Origin of the sequence: Haloechinothrix sp. LS1_15 (assembly GCF_033042135.1) — a bacterium.
In the GTDB taxonomy this organism is placed as follows: Bacteria; Actinomycetota; Actinomycetes; order Mycobacteriales; family Pseudonocardiaceae; genus Haloechinothrix.
Window position 1 is genome coordinate 14,812 of the sequence record NZ_WBXM01000007.1, and the last position, 22,535, is coordinate 37,346.

The window sequence follows — 22,535 nt, forward strand, 5'->3', positions numbered from 1 at the left end:
GAACTCAGAACGACACTTCGGGAGCTTCACGCTTGCCGGGGTCGTCGACCTCGAGCAGCGCGGCGGGCTGGAACCCGAACATGCCCGCGATGATGTTCGCCGGGAACACCTCGCGCTTGTTGTTGTAGGCCATCACCGCGTCGTTGAAGCTCTGCCTGGCGAACGCCACCCGGTTCTCGGTCGAGGTGAGCTCTTCGGAGAGCTGCATCATGTTTTGATTGGCCTTCAGGTCGGGGTAGGCCTCCGACAGCGCGAACAGCCTGCCCAGTGTCTGGGTAAGCATGTTCTCCGCCCCCGACAGCTGCTGCATCGCGTTCGGGTCACCCGGGTTGTTCCGCGCGGTCTCCTGCGCGTTGACCGCCCCGGAACGCGCCGAGATCACCGCGTCGAGCGTCTCGCGCTCGTGCTTCATGTAGCCCTTGGCGGTCTCCACGAGGTTCGGGATCAAGTCGTGCCGCCGGGTGAGCTGGACGTCGATCTGGGCGAACGCGTTCTTATACGCGTTGCGGTGCCTGACGAGTCCGTTGTAGATCGAGATCACGCCGATCACGATCAGCACGACGATGAGCAGCAGCCCCACCAGAGTCAGGATCAAAGCCGTCCCCATGAAACCTCTCCTCCATGCCGGGTAGTAGAGACCCGCACGTCTCGATGGTCGGAGCCTGCTCGAAGCATGCACGCCACAACGCGCGACCCGCAACCGGAGCGCGCGCCTCGCATGCGCTTGCGACAGGCAGGCTGATTCGTGCCGGTGAGTTCCCCGTTCGAAGGGCTCCTCCCCGCACGATGACGCTGTACCGAGCGTAGCACCAGCCGCCCGGTCACTGCGCTTATACGGTGAATCCGAGTGCCCGGAGTTGCTCGCGCCCCTCGTCGGTGATCTTCTCCGGGCCCCACGGCGGGGTCCACACCCAATTGATGACGTAGTCCTTCACCACAGGGGCGTTGCCGACCAACACCGAGGCGGTCTGATCCTCGATGACGTCGGTCAGCGGGCATGCCGCCGAAGTCAGCGTCATGTCGATGGTCGCGACGTTGTTCTCGTCCACCCGGACGCCGTACACCAGGCCGAGATCCACGACGTTGATGCCGAGCTCCGGGTCGACGACGTCGCGCATCGCTTCCTCGACGTCCTCGATCGCGGCCACCTCAGCCTGCGGCACGACATCCTGCTGTTCGGGGAGATCCGCGGCGGTGCGACCCTCTCGCGAATCGCCTGCCTGCGCTGGCGCCACCTGGTCTTGCTCCTGGGTCACGGCACTTCCACTCCATTCGCTTCCGGACTCTGCCCTGCCTCGACGAGCGCGGTCTTGAAGGCCATCCAGCCGAGCAGGGCGCATTTCACCCGCGCCGGATACTTGGCCACGCCGGCGAAGGCCACGCCGTCGGCGAGCACCTCTTCGTCCGGCTCCACCTGCCCTCGCCCCTGCATCAACTCCACGAACGCCTGCATGGTGGTGCAGGCTTCCTTCACCGTGTGCCCGACGACCAGCTCGGTCAGCACCGAGGTCGCGGCCTGGCTGATCGAGCAGCCCTGACCGTCGTAGGAGACATCGGCGACCCGTGCCTCGTCCCCCTCGCCCTCCAGGTGCACCCGCAACGTGACCTCGTCGCCGCAGGTCGGGTTGACCTGGAAGGATTCGCCGTCGAACGGCTCACGGAGCCCCCTGCCGTTCGGGTTCTTGTAGTGGTCCAGGATGATCTCCTGGTACATGCTCTCCAGCTGCACGCCTCACACCGCCCCGAAGAACCGCTGAGCCTCTCGCACGCCTTCCACCAGAGCGTCCACCTCGGACTCCTTGTTGTACAGGTAGAACGAGGCGCGCACGGTCGCCGGGACACCCATCCTGCGATGCAGCGGCCACGCGCAGTGGTGCCCCACCCGCACCGCGAGTCCCAGGCTGTCCAGCACCTGACCCGCATCGTGCGGGTGCACGCCATCGACCACGAACGACACCGCACCGCCGCGGTCGACGAGCTCGGTGGGTCCGATGACGCGTACCCCCTCGATACCGCCGAGCCCTTCGACAGCGGCCCCGGTCAGTGCCCGCTCGTGGGCGGCGATCCGGTCCATGCCGATCTCCGACAGGTACGCCACCGCGGCGCCGAGCCCAACCGCCTGCGAGGTCATCGGCACGCCCGCTTCGAACCGCTGCGGCGGCGGGGCGAACGTGGAGGTTTCCATCCACACCTGCTCGATCATCGAGCCGCCGGTCAGGAACGGCGGCATCGCCTCGAGGAGTTCGCGCCTGCCGTACAGCACACCGATACCAGACGGTCCCAGCATCTTGTGCCCCGAGAACGCCACGAAGTCGACACCGAGGTCGGCCACGTTCACCGGGCCGTGCGGCACCGACTGGCACGCATCGAGCACCGTGAGCGCACCCACCTCCGCGGCCCGTCGCACGATCGGCTCCGTCGGGTTGATCGTACCGAGCACGTTGGACTGGTGGGTGAAAGCGACGACCTTCGCGCGTTCGGTGATGACCTCGTTCAGGTCGTCGAGATCGAGCCTGCCCTCGTCGGTGACGCCGATCCAGCGCAGCCGCGCCCCGGTCCGCTGGCACAGTTGTTGCCACGGCACCAGGTTGGCGTGGTGCTCCATCTCGGTGACCACGATCTCGTCACCGGCTTCGATGCGGAACCGCTCGGCCGCCTCGCCCGCGGTGGCCGCGTTGCTCATCGAATAGGCCACCAGGTTGATCGCCTCGGTGGCGTTCTTGACGAACACCAGCTCGCCCACGTCGGCACCCACGAACCGCGCGATCGCCGACCGCGCGTCCTCATAGGCATCGGTGGCCTCCTCGGCCAGCTGGTGTGCCCCGCGGTGTACCGCCGCGTTGGACGTGGCCAGAAACCGCCGCTCCGCGTCGAGCACTCGCGCGGGCCGCTGCGAGGTGGCTCCCGAGTCGAGGTACGCCAGCGGCTTACCGTCGCGCACCGTACGCGCCAGTATCGGGAAGTCGGCGCGGAGCGCGGCGACGTCCAGCGGCTCGGGCGCCGCGCGATGGGTGTGGTCAACCGCTGTGGCTGTCATCGTGCCTGCTCCTCTCTGACCACTGGATCCGCCGGTGCGCCTGCCCCGGCTGCCGCGCGTCTCGCTGTGGGTGCCTCAAATCTTCGCAGGCTCCTGTTTGCCGGTGAACTTCGCGTAGCCGCTCGCCTCGAGGTCGTCGGCGAGCTCCTTGCCACCCGATTCGGCGACCCGGCCGTCGGCGAAGACGTGCACGTAGTCCGGCTCGACGTGCTTGAGGATCCTGCTGTAGTGCGTGATCAGCATGATCCCGGCGTCGCTGTTCGCGCGGAACTCGTTGACCGCCTGCGAGACCACGTGCAGCGCGTCCACGTCCAGCCCCGAGTCCGTCTCGTCCAGCACCGCGAACTTCGGCTTGAGCAGGCTCAGCTGCAGGATCTCGTGCCGCTTCTTCTCGCCGCCCGAGAATCCCTCGTTCACGCTGCGGTCCGCGAACTCGCCGGAGATGCCCAGCTTGGCCATCTCGTCTTTGACTTCCTTGACCCAGTGCCGCAGCTTGGGGGCCTCGCCTCGGACGGCGGTCGCGGCACTGCGCAGGAAGTTCGACATCGACACGCCGGGTACCTCGACCGGGTACTGCATCGCCAGGAACAGCCCGGCCCTCGCTCGCTCGTCGACGCCCATCTCCAGCACGTTCTCACCGTCAAGCAGCACCTCGCCTGACGTCACCTCGTAGCGCGGGTGACCCGCGATGGCGTACGACAGCGTCGACTTGCCCGAGCCGTTCGGCCCCATGATCGCGTGCGTCTCACCGGATCCGATCGTCAGGTTGACACCGTTCAGGATCGGCGTGGCGCCTTCGTCGGTCGTGACGCTGGCGTGCAGGTCCTTGATTTCCAGAGTGGCCATGAATGCTTGCTTCCTACTCTCAACCGTCCAATTGTGGTCTTGTGGGCCGGCGCCCGCGGCGCAGGCGGCGCGAGGCGGCGTTAGACGTTGACCGCCTCGAGCTCGGCCTCGATGGCCGCCTCGAGCCGCTCCCGCACGTCGGCTACGTCGATCTTCATCAGGATCTCGTGGAAGAAACCGCGCACCACGAGCCTGCGCGCCTGGTCGTGGGGGATTCCCCGCGACTGCAGGTAGAACAGCTGCTCGTCGTCGAACCGGCCGGTGGCGCTGGCGTGCCCGGCTCCCTCGATCTCGCCGGTCTCGATCTCGAGGTTGGGTACCGAGTCGGCGCGCGCCCCCTCGGTCAGCACCAGGTTCCGATTCAGCTCGAAGGTGTCGGTCGCCTCAGCGGCCGCGCGGATCAGCACGTCACCGATCCACACCGCGTGTGCGCCGTCGCCTTGCAGCGCACCCTTGTAGAGCACGTTCGACTTGCAGTGCGGCACTGCGTGGTCGACCAGCAGGCGATGCTCCTGATGCTGGCCCGCGTCCGCGAAGTACAGGCCGAGCATCTCCACGTCCCCGCCCGCGCCGGCATACCGCGCCGTCGGCGAGATCCGGACCAGGTCACCGCCGAGGGTGACCACGGTGTGCTTCAGCGTCGCGTCCCTGCCGAGCTTGAGGTGCTGCTCCGAGACGTGCACCGCGTCGTCGGCCCAGTCCTGGACCGACACCACGGTGAGCTTGGCACCGTCGCCGACGACGAACTCGACGTTGTCGGCGTAGGTACCGGAACCGACGTGATCGAGCACGATCGCGGCCTCGGCGAACTGCTCCACGCGGATCTGCAGATGGCCGTAGGCCGTCTTGCCCTCACCCGGACCCGTCACGCGCACCGTGGTGGCCGACTGCAGCACGGACTCGGCAGGCACGGTCACCACGGTGGCGTTGGTGAACGAGCTGTATGCCTGCGCGGACACCCGGTCGCTCGGTGCGCCCGCGGCGCCGAGCCTGCCATCGGCGCGGTCGGTGGTCTCGACCGAGACCTCGGCGGGCCCCTCGACGTCCACGACCGCCTTGCCATCGGCCACGGCCGAGCCGTCGTGCAAGCCGCGAAGCCGCTTCATCGGGGTGAAGCGCCAGTTCTCCTCCCGGCCACTGGGCACCTCGAAGGCTTCGACATCGAAACCGGTGAACCGCTCACCGCGCGAGGCGGCCGTTCCGGCCGCCTCGACGGCGGTGGCGACGTTGCTGTCCGCGCCCGCGGTGGCAGGCGTACCCGAGTAGTTCTCTTCGACACCCGTGGCTGTCATCAGCCGACGGCTCCTTCCATCTGCAGTTCGATCAAGCGGTTGAGCTCGAGGGCGTACTCCATCGGGAGCTCCCTGGCGATGGGCTCCACGAAACCACGCACGATCATCGCCATGGCCTCGTCCTCGGTCAGCCCCCGTTGCATGAGGTAGAACAGCTGGTCGTCGCTGACCTTCGACACGGTCGCCTCGTGCCCCATCGACACGTCGTCGTTGCGGATGTCGACGTAGGGGTAGGTGTCCGACCGCGACACGTTGTCCACCAGCAGCGCGTCGCACTTGACCGTGGACCGCGCGTGGTGGGCGCGCTTGGCCACCTTGACCAGGCCGCGGTACGAGGTGCGGCCACCGTTGCGCGCGACCGACTTGGACACGATCGACGAGGAGGTGTGCGGCGCCAGGTGCTCCATCTTCGCGCCTGCGTCCTGGTGCTGGTTCTCGCCTGCGAAGGCCACCGACAGCACCTCACCCTTGGCGTGCTCACCGGTCAGGAACACCGACGGGTACTTCATGGTCACCTTGGAGCCGATGTTGCCGTCGACCCACTCCATGGTGGCACCTTCCTCGGCCTTGGCACGCTTGGTCACCAGGTTGTACACGTTGTTCGACCAGTTCTGGATCGTGGTGTAGCGGCACCGCCCGCCCTTTTTGACCACGATCTCCACCACGGCCGAGTGCAGCGAGTCGGAGTCGTAGATCGGCGCCGTGCAGCCTTCCACGTAGTGGACGTAGGCATCCTCGTCGACGACGATCAGCGTGCGCTCGAACTGGCCCATGTTCTCGGTGTTGATCCGGAAGTAGGCCTGCAGCGGGATGTCCACGTGCACGCCCTTGGGGACGTAGATGAACGAACCGCCGGACCACACTGCGGTGTTCAACGCCGAGAACTTGTTGTCCCCCGCGGGGATCACCGAGCCGAAGTACTCCTCGAACAGCTCGGGGTGCTCGCGCAGCCCAGTGTCGGTGTCGAGGAACAGCACGCCCTGCTTCTCCAGGTCCTCACGGATCTGGTGGTAGACCACCTCGGACTCGTACTGCGCCGCGACCCCTGCCACCAGCCGCTGCTTCTCGGCCTCCGGGATACCGAGCCGGTCGTAGGTGTTGCGGATGTCCTCCGGCAGGTCGTCCCAGCTCTGCGCGGGCTTCTCCGTGGAGCGCACGAAGTACTTGATCGTGTCGAAGTCGATCTCCGACAGATCGGCGCCCCACGTCGGCATCGGCTTGCGGTCGAACAGCTTGAGGGCCTTCAGGCGCCGTTCCAGCATCCACTCGGGCTCGTCCTTTTTCTCCGAGATCTCCCGGACGACGTCGGCATCCAGCCCGCGACGGGCCTTCGCGCCTGCGACGTCGGTATCGGCCCAGCCGTACTCGTACCTGCCGAGAGACTCGATGGTCTCCTCCTGGGACAGCTGCTGTCCCTGGGACGTCGGCACCGCGGTGGTGGGCTGCTCTGCAGCGGCAGTCATGCGGGCTCCCCTCCGTCTCCTTCGTTCACCATGTTCGGGCTATTCCTGGCTATGCCTGGTTGTTCCCGGCTGTTCCCGGCCGCTCGGGACCGATCCCCGCCGCTTCGGCTAGGCCCGGTCGGGTTCCGGGCCGTCCACGGGACTATCCGCGGCCTCGCGAGCGGTGTTCGGATCGCCCTCGCCACCGCCACGGGAGTAGCCCGCCCAGGCTCCTGTGTGCTTGCCCCGCGAGCCCTCGGTAGTGCCCACGGGGACGTGCGTGGTGCACGCGGCGTCGCCGCGTGCGATCGTCGCCAGCCGCTGCACGTGCGTGCCGAGCAGCCTGGCGAACGCTTCGGTCTCCGCCTCGCACAGCTGCGGGAACTCCGCAGCCACGTGCGCGACCGGACAGTGGTGCTGGCACAGCTGTTCACCGCTGCCCGCCGCAGCCGTCGACGCAGCGTAACCTTCCCGGCTCAGCGCGGTCGCCAGCGCCTCCGCACGGGAGGCGACGTCCGGCTGTCGGGTGACGGTCTCCCGGTACGGACCGACCAGCTTAGTCACCCTGTGCTCGGCGAAGCTGCGCACCGCCTCCTGCCCGCCGTGCTCGGCGAGGAACCTGATCGCCGACACCGCCAGATCGTCGTAGGCGTGCCCGAACCGGGCCCTGCCCGCGTCGGTGAGCAGGAACAACCTGGCCGGACGCCCGCGACCCCTGCGGAGCCGCGCGGGAGCCTCCCGCGTCTCGGCTTCCCCATCGGCCAGCAGCGCGTCCAGATGCCTGCGTACCGCGGTCGGGCTGATACCCAGCCTGTCGGCCACCGCGGCCGCCGTGATCGGCCCCTCCTCCAACAGCAGGCGGGCGACCTCGTGCCGGGTCCCGCCCTCGTGCGTGGCAGGTGCGGCGGCGGGCGCCGGTGCGGCGGCGGATGCCGCCACCACGTCACCACTGGCGGGACGGCCGGTCACGCCCGGCTCGCCGTCCCGCTTGGCGACGTTGTCGACAGCTCCACTTAATTCCACAACACAAGTGTGTCGTATTTCGGCGGCCACGGCAAAGCCAGTCCCGCCAGCGGTGATGTGGATCACCCATGGTGGTCGCCGGGTGAGGTCGGCGACTGGCGGGACCGCGGTTCCCGCAGGCAGGCAGCCCGCGACACAGGCACCCGATACGCTTGCCCGCGTGGCGACGGCTCGCGACGCAGCGCACCCGGCGGATCGGGGCCGGGAGGCAGCCCCGGCAGCCCCACATGGCGCGCTGGAGACCGGTGAGCGACGCAGCCTGACCCTGATCCGCAGGTTCGGTATCGCGGGCTCGCTGCTGCTGGCCACGGGCTCGCTGGGAGCGGGAGCCGCCCCGGTACTCAACCCGGTGCACGAGATCGCGGTGTTGCGACTGTTCTCCCGGGCCACCACGGTGTCGCTGGCACTCGCCTTCGCGGGTATGGGAATCATGGTCGCCGCGTGGCTGCTGCTCGGCCGGTTCACCCGGCCCGGCAGGCCGACAACCGCCTCGCAGGCGCAGGTGATCGGGACGCTGGCGTGCTGGTCGGTCCCGCTGTTGCTCGTCCCCCCGCTGTTCTCCCGCGACGCCTACGTGTACCTGGCGCAGAGCGAGATCGTCCGACGCGGTATGGATCCCTACACGCTCGGCCCCGCGGCGGCACTCGGCGTCGACGACCCCTTCACCATGGGTGTGTCCAACGTCTGGCGCGACACCCCTGCCCCCTACGGCCCGCTGTTCTTGACCATCGGCAGCTGGCTCAACTCGGTCAGCGGCGGCAGCGTGATTCTCGGGGTCCTCGCGCATCGGGTGCTCGCGCTGATCGGGATCGGGCTGATCGTGTGGGCACTGCCCCGCCTCGCCAGCCGGTTCGGCGTGCCACCCGTCACGGCGCTCTGGTTGGGGGTGGCCAACCCGCTGGTGCTGTTCCACCTGGTGGCCGGCGTACACAACGAGGCCATCGCCATCGGTCTGATGCTGACCGGCATCGCCGTGGGCCTGGCACGCCTGCCGGTGCGGGTTTCCGGCGACCGACCGCCCCCGCTGCGTAACGGCGAGCTCGCTGGCCTGCTCATCGGCGCTGTGCTGATCAGCCTGGCGGCGACCATCAAGATCCAGGCGGCCGTCGCGCTGGGGTTCTACGGCGTCATGATCGCCAGAAGGTGGCACGGGCGGCTCCGTGACCTCGCCCGCGCCGCGCTGGCGCTGACCGTCGTGTTCGTCACGGTGGTGGTCACCGTATCGCTGGCCACGGGGTTGGGATTCGGCTGGTTCGAGTCGCTGAGCACCCCAGCGCGGATCCGCACCTGGCTTTCCCCGGTGTCGCAGCTGGCGAACCTCGGCGGCCTGCTCGGTGCCCACCTCGGGCTCGGCGATCACACCGATGCCCTGGCGAGCGTGCTGGCGACCCTGGGGGTACTGGTCGCCGGTGCGCTCACCGTCAAACTGCTGCTCGACAGCTTCCGCTGGCGGTTGCGCCCCGTCATCGGGTTGGGCATCGCCATGGCGGCCATCGTCACCCTCCACGTTTCGCTGCATCCCTGGTGGCTGCTGTGGGCGGTGGTGCCACTGGCGGCAGCCGCGGCCACCGCTCGCTTCCGGGTCGTCGCCGCTGCCGGAAGTGCCGCCATGGCGATGGTGATCCCCCCGACAGGGAGCACCTTCGACGGCCGGGAGTACGTGCTGTCCCAGGCCTACCTGGCCGCGGCCGTGGTGATCGTGATCGCGCTGCTACTACTCGCGCGTGCGGTGCCGATTTTGCCGAAGACCGCGTTGCAGCCGCTGGCGCAGCGGTCTCGCGGTGAACCCGCACCGTGATTTCCCTGACCTGATCCTGATCCACCGACCCCCAGGCCGAGGGCGTCGCACGTCACCACGGTGACCGGCGCGGTGAGGTGCCGTGAAGCGAGGTTTTACCCTTGAGTGTTGTGAACGAGTCCGGTACGTCGTCCCTCCCCCAGCTGGATCCGAGCGTCGGGGGCGATCGATCCGCGCTCGAGATCTCCGGGCTGGTGAAGCGGTTCGGCACCGTCACTGCCGTGGACGGCATCGACCTCGCCGTGCCGCGTGGCCAGCTGCTGGCCCTGCTCGGGCCCAACGGCGCCGGTAAGACGACGACCGTGGAGATCTGCGAGGGACATCTACGCCCCGATGCCGGGACCGCGCGCGTACTGGGCCTCGACCCCGTCGCCGAGGCGGCCACGCTGCGCCCGATGATCGGCGTCATGCCACAGGGCGGCGGGGCCTATCCCGGTGTCCGTGCCGAGGAGATGCTCCGGCTGATCGCCCGTTGCGCGGCGCGGCCACTCGATGTGGACTGGCTGCTGCGCATCCTCGGCCTGCACGATCACCGGCGAGTGGCGTTCAAACGGCTCTCCGGCGGCCAGCAACAGCGCCTGTCGCTGGCCTGCGCCATCGTGGGTAGACCGTCGCTGGTCTTCCTCGACGAGCCGACGTCGGGGATGGATCCGCAGGCGAGACGGCTCGTGTGGGAGCTACTCGGCGCGTTGCGCGCCGACGGAGTCAGCATCCTGCTGACCACGCACCTGATGGAGGAGGCCGAGACCCTCGCCGACCGTGTCGTGATCATCGACAACGGGCGCATCATCGCGGAGGGATCCCCGCGATCGTTGACGTGCGCCGAGCGGGACGGCGGTCACGTACGGTTCCGAGCCCAGGCCGGGCTCGACACCGGGTTGCTCGTCGACGCGCTGCCCGAGGGCTACCGCGTACGGGAGCTGAGCCCGGGCACCTACCGCGTCGACGGGCACGTCGACCCACAGGTGGTCTCGACCGTCACCGCCTGGTGCGCCCAGCAGGGCGTGCTCGCCGAGCAGCTGCACGTCGGTAACCGCGATCTCGAAGAGGTCTTCCTGGAACTCACCGGCAGGGAGTTGCGGTCGTGAGCGGCGCCGAGCCCACACCAGGCCGGTTCCCGCCGGGCACGTTCACCCCCGCCCCCGGAGCGGGGAGCCGGCCGGGGATGCTGTTCGCGCACGCTCGGGTCGAGACGCTGTTGACGCTGCGCCACGGCGAACAACTACTGCTGACGGTGCTCATCCCCCTCGCACTGCTCGTCGGGTTGAGCCTGCTCGACGTGCTGCCCGCGCCCGAGTCCTCGGCTACCGGCGCGGCTGGCACCGAGGTCGCTTCCCGGGTCGGCTGGGTGGCTCCTAGCATCCTGGCTCTCGCCGTGATGTCCTCGGCGTTTACCGGCCAGGCCATCTCGCTGGGCTTCGACCGTAAGTACGGCGTGCTCAAACGGCTCTCGGCGACGGCGTTGCCGCGCTGGCTACTCGTCTGCGGCAGGTTGGTCGCCGCCCTGGTGGTGGTCTGGCTGCAAGTGCTGGTGCTCGGTGCCGTGGCACTGGCACTCGGTTGGGCGCCCGCGCTCGCGGGACTCGCTCCAGCCGCGGCGCTGATCATGTTCGGTACAGCCGCGTTCGGTGCCCTCGGTGTGCTGCTCGGCGGCGCGCTGCGCGCCGACGTGGTGCTGGCGGTCGCGAACATCGTCTGGTTCGTGCTGCTGCTGGCCGGTGGGATTCTGCTGGTGCCCGAGGTGCTGCCGCCCGGCATCGCCGAGGTCGTCCTGCTGCTCCCCTCCGGTGCGCTGGCCGAGGGATTGCGGGTGGCGCTGCTCGACGGCACCACCTCGTGGCCCGCCCTTGTCGTGCTGGCGCTGTGGGCCGCGGCAGCCGCAGCGCTTGCGACAAGGACCACCCGGTTGACCTGAGACGCGCCGCGCCCGCGGCCTGCCAACGGCACACGCGCTTCCGGCTCCCGCCTACCCGGTGGTCGGCCGGGTCACACCGGGAACGGGGTCATCAACACCGACGATCACGCACCACATACCATCGACGCGTGTCCGCCAGTTCGCTGATATCTCGCGTGCGGCGCGTATCCCCCAGCGCGCTGATCTCCCGTGTGCCCTACCCGTCGGCGGCGGCGCGTACCGCCATCGGGATTGCCACCGTCGCGACCCAGGCGGGCATCGGGGTCACGGGTTCGATCGTCCGTGTCACCGATTCGGGGCTGGCCTGCCCGACCTGGCCGCAATGCCAGCCGGGCGCGATGCTGCCGTACGAGAATCCCGAGTATCCGATGCTCAACCAGTGGATCGAGTTCGGCAACCGACTGCTCACCATCATCGTCATCCTCGTCGCGGGCATCGCGCTGATCACCGCGTGGCGGATCCGCCAGGCACACCCCGAGCGCAGACGACCGGTGGTGCTCGGGTGGACGATCGTGGCCGGGGTCGCCGCCCAGGGCGGTATCGGGGCGCTGACGGTCATGTGGGATCTGGTCTGGTGGATGGTGGCGACCCACTTCCTCGCCTCGACGGTGCTGGTGTGGCTCGCCGTGTTGCTGGCCCATGCCTTCCATGAGGGCGACGAACCCGCACGGTTCCACCTGGGGGCGCGGGGGCGCGCGTTGCTGGTCTCCCTCGGTGTCGCGATCGCGGTGGTCCTGGTGTCGGGCACGGTGCTCACCGGTGCGGGCCCGCATGCGGGGGATCCGGACACCGAGCGGCTCGACGCGCCCATCGATGTCGTGGCCGGCGTGCACGCTGCGGCACTGGGGGTGTTTCTGCTGGTGCTGATCGCCATCGGGCTGCAGGCGGCCCGCGGCGGCGCATCGGCGGGCTTCCGGCGGCGCTACGCCGTGGTGTGGGCGCTGGCGTTGGCGCAGAGCGTGCTCGGGGTGGTCCAGTACCGCCTCGGGGTGCCGGAGCCGTTGGTGTCGCTGCACGTGCTGGGTTCGTTCGCCGTGCTCATCGCCACCGCCTCGCTGTGGTGCGCGGGACGCGACCGCGGTGACGCGCCTCAGCCACCGAGCCGCGCCGCGATGGCCGACGCGAACCGCGCGGTGGCCTCGGGTCCTGCCTGACGCAGCCCGAGCGAGGGCTCGCTGAGCTCCACTTCGAGCACCACGGGACGGCCGCAGCCGTCCCGCACCACGTCCACCCTGGCGTAGAGCAGCTCCGAACGTGACACGCCGAGAATGCCGCTCGTAGCGTCCAGTGTGTCCTCGGCCAGCAGGCGCACGTCACCGTCTGGCTCGGCGGTGGCGAGCTTCTCGGCGAGGAACAAACCGGACCCGTCGGCCCCGGTTGTGGCAGCCGCGCGTGTCAACATGGGTCCCTTACCGAAGGCGTGCGAGTAGGCACCACCAAAGAAGACCACGGCCGTCTCGCCGTCGGTGTCCACCGACGGCTGGTAGGGCTGCACCAACGCCGCCACTCCCCTGCTGTGCACCGTGTTCAGGTGCTCGCTCGCGGCGTCGTATCCCCCAGAGGGAAACCGGCGCGCCCCGCGGGATCCCGCGCCGACGGAGGGTTTGACCACGAACTCCGTATCGGGCCAGCGCGGCGTGGCGCCGGGCGGCACGACTTCGGTCGGCACGACGGGTACGCCCGCCGCTTCGAGATCGAGCAAGTAGGCCTTGTCGGTGTTCCACCGAACCACCCCGGCGGCATTGCACAACCGGGGGACGGACTCGCACCACGCCAGGAACTCCGCGCGCCGCTCCGGGTAGTCCCACGTCGCGCGCAGCACCACGAGATCGGCAGCAGCGACCGGGTTCGACGGATCGTCCCAGACGATCCAGCGCACCGCACAGTCCCGTTCGGACAACGCACGCGGCAACCCGGTCTCGTCACCGTCGCCGCTAGGGAGCTTGGCGCAGGTCGCGAGGTGGACGGTCGGACGGGCCGTCATGCCCGCGTCAGCGACCGCCCCATCCGGCGACGGCGCTCGGGTCCGATGTCGGTGGCGTTGACCGTCTCCGCGTCCCAGTTCGCGCGCTCCAGCCCGTCGACGCGGTCGATGAGCGCCTCGCCCGCCCGCACCGACGGCACCAGTACATCGCCCATCGCACCGTCTGCGCCGACCAGCACGACCCGCACCCCGCTGCGACCGATACCCTGCACCACGCCGCGGGCGGGGCTGCCGTGCTCGGCGACGAACCGCCGCGCGACGGCGACATCCCGTTGCTTCGGCGCGTCATCGGTTCCCGTGTTCTGCTCCGCTACCGTGTCAGCCACGGTGCACAGTGTAAGGCAGTGCCGCGCGCCGCGGGGTGCCACGGGAGGGGGGCCACGCGTGTTCCCGCTCACCAACGCGGGCGGCACGGGAAGGGAGCACGGATGCCGAAAGTCGTTCGAGTCACCGAGACGGGCGGCCCCGAGGTGATGACCTACACCGAACGCGACGTCCCCGAACCGGGGCAGGGAGAGCTGCTGGTGGATGTCGACGCCGCAGGGGTCAACTTCATCGATACCTATCACCGCAGCGGTGCCTACCCGCTTGAGCTCCCGTTCGTTCCCGGCCTTGAGGGTGCGGGCACGGTCAGCGCCCTCGGTAGCGGGGTCGATCGCTTCCGCGTGGGCGACCGGGTCGCCTGGGGGCACACCCTCGGCAGCTACGCCGAGCAGGTGCGGGTACCTGCCGAACAGGCTGTTCCCGTGCCGGACGGCATCGACAGCGCCACCGCGGCCGCCGCGATGCTGCAGGGCATGACCGCCCATTACCTGGTGGCCTCGGTGCACCCCGTCGCCGCTGGCGAGACCGTCCTGGTGCACGCCGGAGCCGGTGGAGTCGGCCTGCTGCTGATCCAGCTGGTCAAGGCACGCAAGGCGACGGTGATCACCACGGTGTCGACCACGGAGAAGGAACGGCTCGCCCGCAGCGCGGGTGCGGACGAGGTCATCGGCTACCAGGACTTCAGCTCCCGCGTCCGCTCGTTGACCGGTGGCCGGGGGGTCGACGTGGTCTACGACGGTGTGGGCCGCGCGACCTTCGACGAGAGCCTCGCCTCGGTCTGCCCGAGGGGCATGCTCGCGCTGTTCGGCGCGGCGAGCGGGCCGGTCGAACCGTTCGACCCCCAGCGGCTCAACAGCGCGGGGTCGGTGTTTCTCACCAGGCCCAAGCTGGCCGACTATGTCCGCACCAGGGAGGAGCTGGAGTGGCGAGCCGGGGAGATCTTCGATGCCCTCGCAGGCGGGCGGTTGACGATCCGCACCGGCGGCAGTTACGCGCTGTCCGACGCCGCGCGGGCACACGCCGACCTCGAGGCCCGGCGCACCACCGGCAAGCTGCTGTTGCTGCCGTAGCCGGGGCGGTTCTCATGCCCGCATCACCCGCGCGATCGGGATGCGAGCGGCCTGCCAGGCGGGAACGGCCGCACCCAGTAGCGCGGCGCCCAGACTGACTCCGGTGCCAAGCAGCACCGCTGCCCCCGGGAACGCGAGCCCGGCACCGTCCGGCATACCGCGGTAGAGGAGGTCGGTGGCCAGCCCGGTGGCCAGCAGTGAGACCAGGATGGCAGCGGCGGCGGCGACCGCGCCGACCAGGAGCGCCTCAGCCAGAACGATGCCAGCCAGGTGTCCTCGCCCGGCACCGACGGCGCGCCGCAGCGCCAGTTCGTCCACCCGCTCACGCACCGTCGCGAGCCCGATGTTGAGGATACCGAGTGTGCCGACGACCACAGCGACTCCCGCCAGCACGGTGAACAGTGTCCGCACCAGCGCCAGACTGTCGGCCTGCTGCTCCACCGTGTCGGTTCGGGCGAACGTCACGTCACCACCCAGCTCCATGGCACCGATCCGTGCCGCCATCGTGGTCCGCTGCCGCGAGCCGGGATCGTGCACCGTCACGGTCACGCCTGCGCGTTCCAGTAGGGCCGGGCTCCACCGCAGCGCCTCGTCCAGGCGGGTGTAGGCGATGGGCTGACCGTCACCGTCGTCGACCACACCGAGCACCCGCGGAGTGGGAGCAGGACCATCTTCGCCGATGCGCAGCTCCGCGTGCACCTCCCGGTCGGTCAGGAGCTCGGCGGCGGATTCGTTCAACACCAACCGCGGCGCGAGTGTGGGTTGATCGGCGAAGGTCAACCATTCCCCGGCGAGAACTCGGAAGGGACGGATGGTCCGGATGTCGCCGTCCATCGCCATCAGCTCCAGCCCCAGGTGCGCGCCGTCGTGAACATCACGGGTATCCCCGAGCGCTCCCTGCGCCGTCACCACCGCCACCGCGTCGGTCCCCCGGGTGAGCGTCTCCAGCTCCGCCACGGTGCGGACATCGCCCGGTGAGAACGACGCCGTGTAGGTCGGTGCGTGACCGGACGAGCGCTCGGCCTGGCTCACCACGGCTCGCTCGGCCACCGTGGACGAAGCCTGCACCACCGTAATGGCCAGCACGCCGACGAACAGGCTCAGTACCGCCAGCGCGCTTCGCAGCGGGCGCGCTCGCAAACCCTGTGTGGCGACGACCGCAGCCGTGCGGACACCGGTCATCATCGGCCGCACCGCTTGCCTCCGGTGCCGTCACTCACCACGCGGCCGTCCGCGATGCGTAACACCCGATCCATCCGGTTGGCGTAGCTTTCGTCGTGGGTGACCATGACCACCCCGCATCCCCGCCGTGTCAGCCCACGCAGCAGCTCGATGACCTCCGAGCCGGTCACGGAGTCGAGCGAGCCGACGGGTTCGTCTGCCAGCACGAGACGCGGTTGGCGTAGCAGCGCTCTGGCGATGGCCACTCGCTGCTGCTCGCCACCGGAGAGCTGTGCCGGGTAGCGTGATGCCAGCTCACTGAGACCGACCTCAGCCAGTACGGCGCGAGCCCGCTCGCGACGCCTGCGGCCTGGCGTCCAGTCGCGCCCGTTGAGCAGCGGAACCGCGACGTTCTCCTCGGCGGTCAAGTGGTGGAGCAGATAGAACCGCTGGAAGACGAAACCGAAAGTGTCGCTGCGCAGCCTTGCGGCGACCGCATCGGGCACCCGGGTAACGTCGCGACCGTCCAGCTCGTAGTAGCCCTCGTCCGGCGAGTCGAACAGTGCCATCAGGCTCAACAATGTGCTCTTGCCCGATCCCGACCGACCGAGGATCGCCATGCTCTGCCCTTCGTAGACGTCCACGGTCATCCCGTCGAGCACCCGTTGCCGGGTAGCGCCCTGTCCGAGGGACTTCCCGATTCCCGACATCGCCATCAGCGGGGCAGTCACGACCCCACCCCTGGTGCGGGCACGGCTAGTTCCTCACCGCCATCCAGGCCGGCGCGGACCTCGATCACCACACCGTCGGTGATCCCGAGCTCCACCTCCCGGGTGACTCGCTCACCGTCCGAGTCCACCACGTCCACCGAGCCGGTGCCGGTGACCCCCGCCACGGCCTCGACCGGCACCGCGACGACGTCCTCAGCCCGGCCTGTGGTGACCCCCATCAGTGCGGGAGCGCCAGCGTGCACGCGCACCTCGTCATCCGGTGCGCACACCACCCGCATGTCCCCGCTGGAGTCCGCACTCTGGACCGTGCCCAGCAGCGTGCAGTCGAAAGGCCCCCGACCGGACGGGATCTCGACACGCACCGGACCGAGCTCGCCGTAGAGCCGGTGCGCCTTTTCGGGGGCGACCTCAGCGACGACGCCGTAACCGGTCCATGTGGCAGTGGCGACCGGTAACCCTTCGACAACGTCCTCACCGTCGTCGACCAGCCACTCTTCCAGCGAAGCCTGGCTGGGAAGCTCGATGTCGTGCTCCTCGCCAGCGAGCACCGCGCCAAGACGCTCCCCTTCGGTACGCTCCACCACCAGCGTTCCATCTTCCGGCGCCGCCACGATGAACCGCGGGTTCGCCACCACCTGGGCATCGAGGGTGAGCACACTGACCACATCCCGCTGCTCGGCGGTAACCGTACGGGTGATGTCCGACCGCGGCTCCAGTTCGGGCACCGACCGCTCGGACGCCCCGTCCTCGCCGCAGGCCACCACTGCGACCGTCACCACCGTAGCTACGACGAGCCGAACGAGCCGTATCGCGTACCTCATTCCGGACTCAACCGCCCAGTGCAGTTCAACTCCACATCGTGACGAATTCCGCTGGGGTCGCCGAGTTCCGCCTGGCTCAGGTACTCGTCGTACAGCTCCCGCCCCGCATCGTCGAGTTGTTCACGCATAAAACGTGTATCACGCGCCTCGTGCAGCATCGCCAACGCTTCCCTGGCGGCGTCCTCGTCCTCGGCGTAGACGTCCAGCCACTCCCGTTGCCACGCGCAGATATAGAACGATTCAGCGAATCCCTGGCCGTGCCCTTCCTCGTAACGAGTGGGCTCATCGCTCGCAGGCGGATACTCGTCGGGGAACTCCATTCCGTCCGGCAGTTCGAGATCGTGCTGGGCATGCTCGTATTCGGCGCGCGCTTCCTCGGCGTCCATCAGCCCATCCCCGCCCGAATCAGAGCACGCGGTCAACGCTGCTAGCGCCACCATCGTGATCGCTACCCGTGATGTTCGCATAGGCTTGCCTCGGCTGTGTGTCGCTCGCGAGCCGAGTGGTGAGCCAACACACACTCGCCCACCACTCGGCTCTCGCTCAGTAAGTTCAATAAGTTAGATGGCCAGCCCAGGTATTATCCTGCCACCACCTCGCTTCTCCCATTCGCCCGTTAAATGCGAACCTCTTCCCTGAGGGAATCGTGGTCGACCCATCGTGCAGCCTGAATGTTTGCGTCCCGGTCCCATTCCATTGGTTTGTCCTGGTGAACTGGTCGTTGGCTGTGTCACGCAAGCCCAATCTTGTATACGTAGCAGTATTATCGTATAAATCCAAAACGATCGGACCAGTGTAGGTATGTGTCCGGTAATTGCTGTACTGTACGAGATAACCGCCTCGATTAAGTTCACCACCGATGTGCGTCTGATCCTGGGCTTGTGCCCCACTGAGACCGAGCAGGGACATCGTGATAACGCTCGCCGCCCCGGCGACGAACTTGGTTGCCAACCTCATTGATCCTCCCAGTGTACGACCGTTGTCGACGCCGTCGGCGCGGCGCCACACACCATTGTGTGACACGAGGTGGATGATGTCCCGTATCTTTCAGGCACACCGCCGTTACCCGAACGACCAGTTCACTCGTAGCTAGCAGCAAGCAGACCCGCCCAGCGTGCGCACAACCATTTCCTCACCAGGTGCGCACGATTACATGCGCCGAACTTGTTGATAAGATTCGACACATGATATTTTACAGCGCGTTCACTCAAGTGCTTTAGCTGGCCGATTTTCCGGTCCGTGTACCCATCTGCCACCAGAGATACGATCTCTTCCTCCCGGCGACTCAATTCGATTCCGTTCAATGTGTCGTCCCCGGTTCCCTGAAAGATTCGCAGCAGCGACTCACCCACTCGTGGACTCACCCAGGTCGTACCGTCGCATACCGTGTGCACCACATCTCGAAGGTGTCCCGCTTGATCGTCTACGGTGATAATGCCTGCTATAGCGCCATCGCGTAGCGACGTCACGTCCTGCGGAATCGACACCGCACGGCCGACAACGATCACCGGTGCGATTGTCGCCGATCGTGTCAGTTCCTCACTCCAGTGACGGAGATTCGACCAACCGCACGTAACCGTATCAACGACAACGACGTCGTAGCGTAACTCGGCGAGTCTCGCAGCTAGACTGTGATGGTTATCGATAACGTCGACTAACCGCAGTCCAGGATCCGCTTGAATTAGCGAGATGGCGCCAACACCACCAATCGAACGAGGCGTCACCACCACGATGTCAAGGTACTTACCGTCCCCAGAACGAACATCTGGCCTGGAATGATCGTCCACGAAGCCCCCATGATGAGATCCCGTCGGGCCCCGCGCGGCGGGGCCCGACGGTACGTACACGACTCGCTCAGATCGTATCGACCACGGGGCGGTCCCATCCAGGGTTCCCGCGCCTCGCAGCACGCTTCACAGCCCCGACGGCGGGCACCCCCATGGTGCCCGCCGAGCCGAGTATCGATTCTCAGCCGCCGGTGACCGATACCCCGTCGATGACGAACACCAGGGTCTCGTCCGGGCCGATCGCGGGTGGGCTGCCCTGCTCGCCATAGCCCAGCTCCGGCGGCACCACCAGCAGCCTGCGGGTGTCCTCCGCGATGCCGAGCAGACCTTCGTTCCAGCCGTCGATCACCATCTCCGACTGGCCGACGTTGTCGACGCTGAAGGTCTCGTCCCGTTCCCACGAGCCGTCGACCCACTCGCCGTCGGAGAAGGTCACCAGCTCGTAGTGCACCTCGACGGTGTCGCCTTCCTGCGCCTCGGCTCCCGTGCCCTCCTCGAGGTCCTCGACGAGCAACTCCTCCGGTGCCGCGCAGTCTTCCGGCACGGTGATCTCCGGTCGTTCACCGGGATCGCCGTCCACCGTGAAATCCTCGGCCGTGCAGTGATCCTCGTCGTCGGCGTCGTCCGTGTCGTCGGCGTCCGCCGGCTCGACCGGGGTCAGGTCCGTGCCTGGCGGTTCATCCGACTCCTGCTCACCGGGCGGGCTGCATGCGCCGAGGACGAGCGCTGCGGCTACCGCCGTGACGATTGTGCCTGGTTTCCGCATGGCCGTTAGCTTAGCGGTCGACCAACCGGCCGCTCTGCGGACGGGGTCGGCACGCGAGACCGGTATGACAATGCCGCCCCTGCTGCCGTGGACCCCGGGGCCGGAGCAGGTCAGGTCAGCGATGCGTGCTCGTACCAATCACGCCGTCCAGCACGCCGCCGCCCGCTGTACCGGGGTGCACCACTCCCAGCCGTTGCGTAGCCCTGGTCAGGGCAACGTAGAGATCGTTTAGCCCCCGCTCGGACTCGACGGCGATCTCGTCCGGCGCGACCACCACGACCTCATCGAACTCCAGCCCCTTGGCCTGCTCCACGGTGAGCAACGACACCCTGTCGGCGCCGTCCTGCGTTCCGGGCATCCCCCGCGACAGCCCACTGGACAGCTCGGGCTGTCGCTGCCGGGGGCACAGCACGCCGAGCGTCCCTTCCCGCATCATCGACAGCTCCGCGGCCACCAGGTCAGGCAGGCGGGATTCGACCGGCTCGCCAGCCAGCTCCACCTGCCAGGGTTCGTTCCCGGCGTGCCGAACCGGCAGCGGACGCGACATCGCTGGTGCGAACCGGGCGAGCACGGTAGCCGCCACTTCGGCGATCTCGGCTGGTGTGCGGTAGTTCACCGTTAGCTCCGCCAGCCGCCACCGGGTCGCCACGTACGGTTCGAGCACCTCGGCCCAGCTCGACGCGCCCGCCGATGCGCTGGTCTGCGCCACATCACCCACCACGGTCATCGACCGGTTCGGGCACCGGCGCATGATCAACCGCCAATCCATGGCGCTGAGCTCCTGCGCCTCGTCGATCACCACGTGCCCGAATGTCCAGCTGCGATCCGCCGCGGCCCGCTGCGCCGCCGTCAGCTCGCTGCGCTCCCGCTCGCGCTCGGCGAGCAGCTCGGCGTCCAGGATGTCGGCGACCCGCAGCCGTTCCTCGTCGGCCAGCTCGTCGTCCTGCTCCAGAACGTGCAGCACGCCCTCGGCATAGGCCCGTTCTTCCCGTTCGGCGTGCTCGGCGCGGGCGCGCCGCTCGCTGTCGTCCTCGCCGAGCAGCTCGGCCAGTTCGTCAAGCAGCGGGACGTCGGCGGGGGTCCAGGCGATCGACTTGCTGCGCACGATCACGTCGATCTCCGTCGCGGACAGGTCCTCGCCCGCCGCCCGAGCCAGGTCCTCCCGATCGGTCAGCAGCTCACCGAGGAGCTGCTGCGGGGTGTACTCGGGCCACAGCCAGTCCAGCACCCGCTGTACCGCCTCCTCGCGGGCCAGCTCATCCCGGATATCGGCGACGTCCTGCCGGTCGAGCAGCTCGGTGTCGGGATCCTCGTCGTCGGTGTAGCCGATGTCCGGGACACCGTCCAGGATCTCGGTGGCCAACCCGTGCGCCGCTTGCTCGGCGAGCATGGCCAGCAGTGTCTCGCGGAACACCCGACGCGCGAGGTTGTGCGGCTTGCCGCTCGCGCGGGCCTTGGCCCTGGCCGCCGCTACGGTCTCCGGATCCACCACCAACGTGTCCCGCTCGCTGTGCACCGTCAGCGGTTCGTCCGGCACCCGTTGCCTGCTCGCCACGGCCGCGGCGAGCACGTCGACCATGGCGGTGCGTCCTTTGATCTCGCCGCCTTCCCTGCTGTCCGCGCTGCGCACCCGGATGCCGGGGAACAGGTCACCCATGGTGGCGAGCAACACACCCGTCTCACCGAGTGATGGCAGCACCTGGCCGATGTAGTGCAGGAACGTGGTGTTCGGCCCGAGCACGAGCACGCCGCGGCTGGACAGCGACTCCCGGTGCTCGTAGAGGAGGTACGCCACCCGGTGCAGCGCCACCGCCGTCTTGCCGGTTCCCGGCCCGCCCTGCACCACGAGCACGCCTGCGGCGGGGGCGCGAATGATCCGGTCCTGCTCGGCCTGGGTCGTGTCCACGATGTCGCGCATGTGCTCGCCACGCTGGCGGTTGAGCGCGGCGAGCAACGCCGCTTCCCCGGCCAGCCCCAGGTCCCGGCCGGAGTCCTCGGCGTCGAGGTCCAGGATCTCGTCGTCGATGTCGACCACGTTCCGCAGCCGCAACCGCAGGTGCCGCCTGCGCCGCACGCCCTGCGGCGAGGCCGCCGTCGCCAGATAGAAGGGTCGTGCCACCGGGGCGCGCCAGTCGACGAGCAGCGGTTCGTAATCGCCATCCTCGTCGAGCAACCCAATCCGGCCGATGTGGATGGTCTCACCATCGGTGTTGTCGAGCCTGCCGAAACACAACCCCGCCTCGACCCCGTCGAGCTGCGCCAGCCGCTCGCGGTACATCGTGGCGGATACGTCCCGCTCGGTCCGTTCCCATGGCGTGCTCCCCGCCCTGGTGAGCGCGCGATCGAGTTCGCGGGAGGCCTTCTGGCGTTCCTCGTCCAGTTTCCGGTACAGCTTGGCGACGTACCGCTGCTCGGCAGCGAGGTCGTCCGCCGGATCGTCGCCGTCCCGCTGGTTCCGCCAGATACCGGTGCCGGTCGTGTCGTGCTGGCCGGATGCGGTCACCACACCCCCACTTGTCTGCTCCTCCGGTGCCACGG

The 22,535-nt window shown here is 68.5% G+C and carries 22 protein-coding genes; 5 read left to right on the top strand and 17 right to left on the bottom strand.

Features of this window, described 5'->3' with window-relative positions; all coding sequences use genetic code 11:
* Positions 1-4: 4 nt before the first annotated feature.
* The 8 genes from F8178_RS12140 to F8178_RS12175 form a co-directional block, all read right to left on the bottom strand.
* A complete protein-coding gene (locus F8178_RS12140) occupies positions 5-607 on the bottom strand; it encodes a LemA family protein (protein ID WP_317494868.1) in 603 nt (200 codons plus the stop codon).
* A gap of 223 nt (positions 608-830) precedes the next feature.
* Positions 831-1,235 carry a metal-sulfur cluster assembly factor gene (locus F8178_RS12145; RefSeq protein WP_317495082.1) on the bottom strand — a complete coding sequence of 135 codons (405 nt, stop codon included), beginning with the start codon at positions 1,233-1,235 and terminating at the stop codon, positions 831-833.
* A 17-nt stretch (positions 1,236-1,252) separates the two neighbouring features.
* Complete coding sequence (sufU, locus tag F8178_RS12150) at positions 1,253-1,729, bottom strand: Fe-S cluster assembly sulfur transfer protein SufU (RefSeq protein WP_317494869.1); 477 nt, start codon at positions 1,727-1,729, stop codon at positions 1,253-1,255.
* Positions 1,730-1,732: 3 nt separating this feature from the next.
* On the bottom strand, positions 1,733-3,037 hold the full coding sequence (locus tag F8178_RS12155) for a cysteine desulfurase (protein ID WP_317494870.1): 1,305 nt from the start codon (positions 3,035-3,037) through the stop codon (positions 1,733-1,735).
* A gap of 75 nt (positions 3,038-3,112) precedes the next feature.
* Positions 3,113-3,883 (bottom strand): Fe-S cluster assembly ATPase SufC, encoded by a 771-nt coding sequence (gene sufC, locus F8178_RS12160; protein WP_317494871.1) that lies wholly within the window; start codon positions 3,881-3,883, stop codon positions 3,113-3,115.
* Between the two features lie 80 nt (positions 3,884-3,963).
* Positions 3,964-5,175, bottom strand: a complete 1,212-nt coding sequence (sufD, locus tag F8178_RS12165) for a Fe-S cluster assembly protein SufD (RefSeq protein WP_317494872.1) — start codon at positions 5,173-5,175, stop codon at positions 3,964-3,966.
* Positions 5,175-6,638, bottom strand: coding sequence for a Fe-S cluster assembly protein SufB (gene sufB, locus F8178_RS12170; protein WP_317494873.1), 1,464 nt, complete (start codon positions 6,636-6,638; stop codon positions 5,175-5,177). The genes sufD and sufB overlap by 1 nt, the downstream gene beginning before the upstream one ends.
* A 108-nt stretch (positions 6,639-6,746) precedes the next feature.
* Positions 6,747-7,559, bottom strand: a complete 813-nt coding sequence (locus F8178_RS12175) for a metalloregulator ArsR/SmtB family transcription factor (RefSeq protein WP_317495083.1) — start codon at positions 7,557-7,559, stop codon at positions 6,747-6,749.
* A gap of 241 nt (positions 7,560-7,800) precedes the next feature.
* On the opposite strand from F8178_RS12175, the gene mptB reads away from it, so the two are divergent.
* From mptB to F8178_RS12195, 4 genes are all read left to right on the top strand, one after another.
* Positions 7,801-9,438 carry a polyprenol phosphomannose-dependent alpha 1,6 mannosyltransferase MptB gene (gene mptB / locus F8178_RS12180; protein WP_317494874.1) on the top strand — a complete coding sequence of 546 codons (1,638 nt, stop codon included), beginning with the start codon at positions 7,801-7,803 and terminating at the stop codon, positions 9,436-9,438.
* Positions 9,439-9,581: 143 nt separating this feature from the next.
* Positions 9,582-10,526 carry an ABC transporter ATP-binding protein gene (locus F8178_RS12185; RefSeq protein WP_317495084.1) on the top strand — a complete coding sequence of 315 codons (945 nt, stop codon included), beginning with the start codon at positions 9,582-9,584 and terminating at the stop codon, positions 10,524-10,526.
* 77 nt (positions 10,527-10,603) lie between these two features.
* Entirely contained in the window at positions 10,604-11,353 is a 750-nt protein-coding gene (locus F8178_RS12190) for an ABC transporter permease (protein ID WP_317495085.1), read from the top strand.
* Positions 11,354-11,481: 128 nt separating this feature from the next.
* On the top strand, positions 11,482-12,507 hold the full coding sequence (locus tag F8178_RS12195) for a COX15/CtaA family protein (RefSeq protein WP_317494875.1): 1,026 nt from the start codon (positions 11,482-11,484) through the stop codon (positions 12,505-12,507).
* On the opposite strand, the gene F8178_RS12200 is transcribed toward F8178_RS12195, so the two are convergent.
* Both F8178_RS12200 and F8178_RS12205 read right to left on the bottom strand, forming a co-directional pair.
* Positions 12,444-13,337, bottom strand: a complete 894-nt coding sequence (locus tag F8178_RS12200) for a hypothetical protein (RefSeq protein ID WP_317494876.1) — start codon at positions 13,335-13,337, stop codon at positions 12,444-12,446. The genes F8178_RS12195 and F8178_RS12200 overlap by 64 nt on opposite strands.
* Positions 13,334-13,663 (bottom strand): hypothetical protein, encoded by a 330-nt coding sequence (locus tag F8178_RS12205; protein ID WP_317494877.1) that lies wholly within the window; start codon positions 13,661-13,663, stop codon positions 13,334-13,336. Before F8178_RS12205 ends, F8178_RS12200 begins: the two co-directional genes overlap by 4 nt.
* A 102-nt stretch (positions 13,664-13,765) precedes the next feature.
* On the opposite strand from F8178_RS12205, the gene F8178_RS12210 reads away from it, so the two are divergent.
* Positions 13,766-14,731 carry a quinone oxidoreductase gene (locus F8178_RS12210; protein WP_317494878.1) on the top strand — a complete coding sequence of 322 codons (966 nt, stop codon included), beginning with the start codon at positions 13,766-13,768 and terminating at the stop codon, positions 14,729-14,731.
* Between the two features lie 12 nt (positions 14,732-14,743).
* Here F8178_RS12210 and F8178_RS12215 read toward each other — a convergent pair whose 3' ends face one another.
* From F8178_RS12215 to F8178_RS12245, 7 genes are all read right to left on the bottom strand, one after another.
* A complete protein-coding gene (locus F8178_RS12215; RefSeq protein WP_317494879.1) occupies positions 14,744-15,916 on the bottom strand; it encodes an ABC transporter permease in 1,173 nt (390 codons plus the stop codon).
* Entirely contained in the window at positions 15,913-16,623 is a 711-nt protein-coding gene (locus F8178_RS12220; RefSeq protein WP_317494880.1) for an ABC transporter ATP-binding protein, read from the bottom strand. The genes F8178_RS12215 and F8178_RS12220 overlap by 4 nt, the downstream gene beginning before the upstream one ends.
* On the bottom strand, positions 16,620-17,399 hold the full coding sequence (locus tag F8178_RS12225; protein WP_317494881.1) for a hypothetical protein: 780 nt from the start codon (positions 17,397-17,399) through the stop codon (positions 16,620-16,622). The genes F8178_RS12220 and F8178_RS12225 overlap by 4 nt, the downstream gene beginning before the upstream one ends.
* 41 nt (positions 17,400-17,440) lie before the next feature.
* Positions 17,441-17,830, bottom strand: a complete 390-nt coding sequence (locus tag F8178_RS12230) for a hypothetical protein (RefSeq protein ID WP_317494882.1) — start codon at positions 17,828-17,830, stop codon at positions 17,441-17,443.
* 693 nt (positions 17,831-18,523) lie between these two features.
* Positions 18,524-19,231: a LuxR C-terminal-related transcriptional regulator gene (locus F8178_RS12235; RefSeq protein WP_317494883.1), complete on the bottom strand. Its 708-nt coding sequence runs from the start codon at positions 19,229-19,231 to the stop codon at positions 18,524-18,526.
* A gap of 181 nt (positions 19,232-19,412) precedes the next feature.
* Entirely contained in the window at positions 19,413-19,997 is a 585-nt protein-coding gene (locus F8178_RS12240; RefSeq protein ID WP_317494884.1) for an FKBP-type peptidyl-prolyl cis-trans isomerase, read from the bottom strand.
* Between the two features lie 115 nt (positions 19,998-20,112).
* Positions 20,113-22,461, bottom strand: coding sequence for a UvrD-helicase domain-containing protein (locus F8178_RS12245; RefSeq protein WP_317495086.1), 2,349 nt, complete (start codon positions 22,459-22,461; stop codon positions 20,113-20,115).
* Between the last annotated feature and the right edge of the window lie 74 nt (positions 22,462-22,535).

Bases quoted from the DNA above. Each gene is read 5' to 3' on its own strand.
- F8178_RS12240 (WP_317494884.1), bottom strand. From the start codon at position 19,997: ATGCGGAAACCAGGCACAATCGTCACGGCGGTAGCCGCAGCGCTCGTC.
- F8178_RS12230 (WP_317494882.1), bottom strand. From the start codon at position 17,830: ATGGACGCCGAGGAAGCGCGCGCCGAATACGAGCATGCCCAGCACGAT.
- sufB (WP_317494873.1), bottom strand. From the start codon at position 6,638: ATGACTGCCGCTGCAGAGCAGCCCACCACCGCGGTGCCGACGTCCCAG.
- sufD (WP_317494872.1), bottom strand. From the start codon at position 5,175: ATGACAGCCACGGGTGTCGAAGAGAACTACTCGGGTACGCCTGCCACC.
- F8178_RS12190 (WP_317495085.1), top strand. From the start codon at position 10,604: ATGCTGTTCGCGCACGCTCGGGTCGAGACGCTGTTGACGCTGCGCCAC.
- F8178_RS12155 (WP_317494870.1), bottom strand. From the start codon at position 3,037: ATGACAGCCACAGCGGTTGACCACACCCATCGCGCGGCGCCCGAGCCG.
- F8178_RS12140 (WP_317494868.1), bottom strand. From the start codon at position 607: ATGGGGACGGCTTTGATCCTGACTCTGGTGGGGCTGCTGCTCATCGTC.
- F8178_RS12210 (WP_317494878.1), top strand. From the start codon at position 13,766: ATGCCGAAAGTCGTTCGAGTCACCGAGACGGGCGGCCCCGAGGTGATG.
- F8178_RS12215 (WP_317494879.1), bottom strand. From the start codon at position 15,916: ATGATGACCGGTGTCCGCACGGCTGCGGTCGTCGCCACACAGGGTTTG.
- F8178_RS12200 (WP_317494876.1), bottom strand. From the start codon at position 13,337: ATGACGGCCCGTCCGACCGTCCACCTCGCGACCTGCGCCAAGCTCCCT.
- sufC (WP_317494871.1), bottom strand. From the start codon at position 3,883: ATGGCCACTCTGGAAATCAAGGACCTGCACGCCAGCGTCACGACCGAC.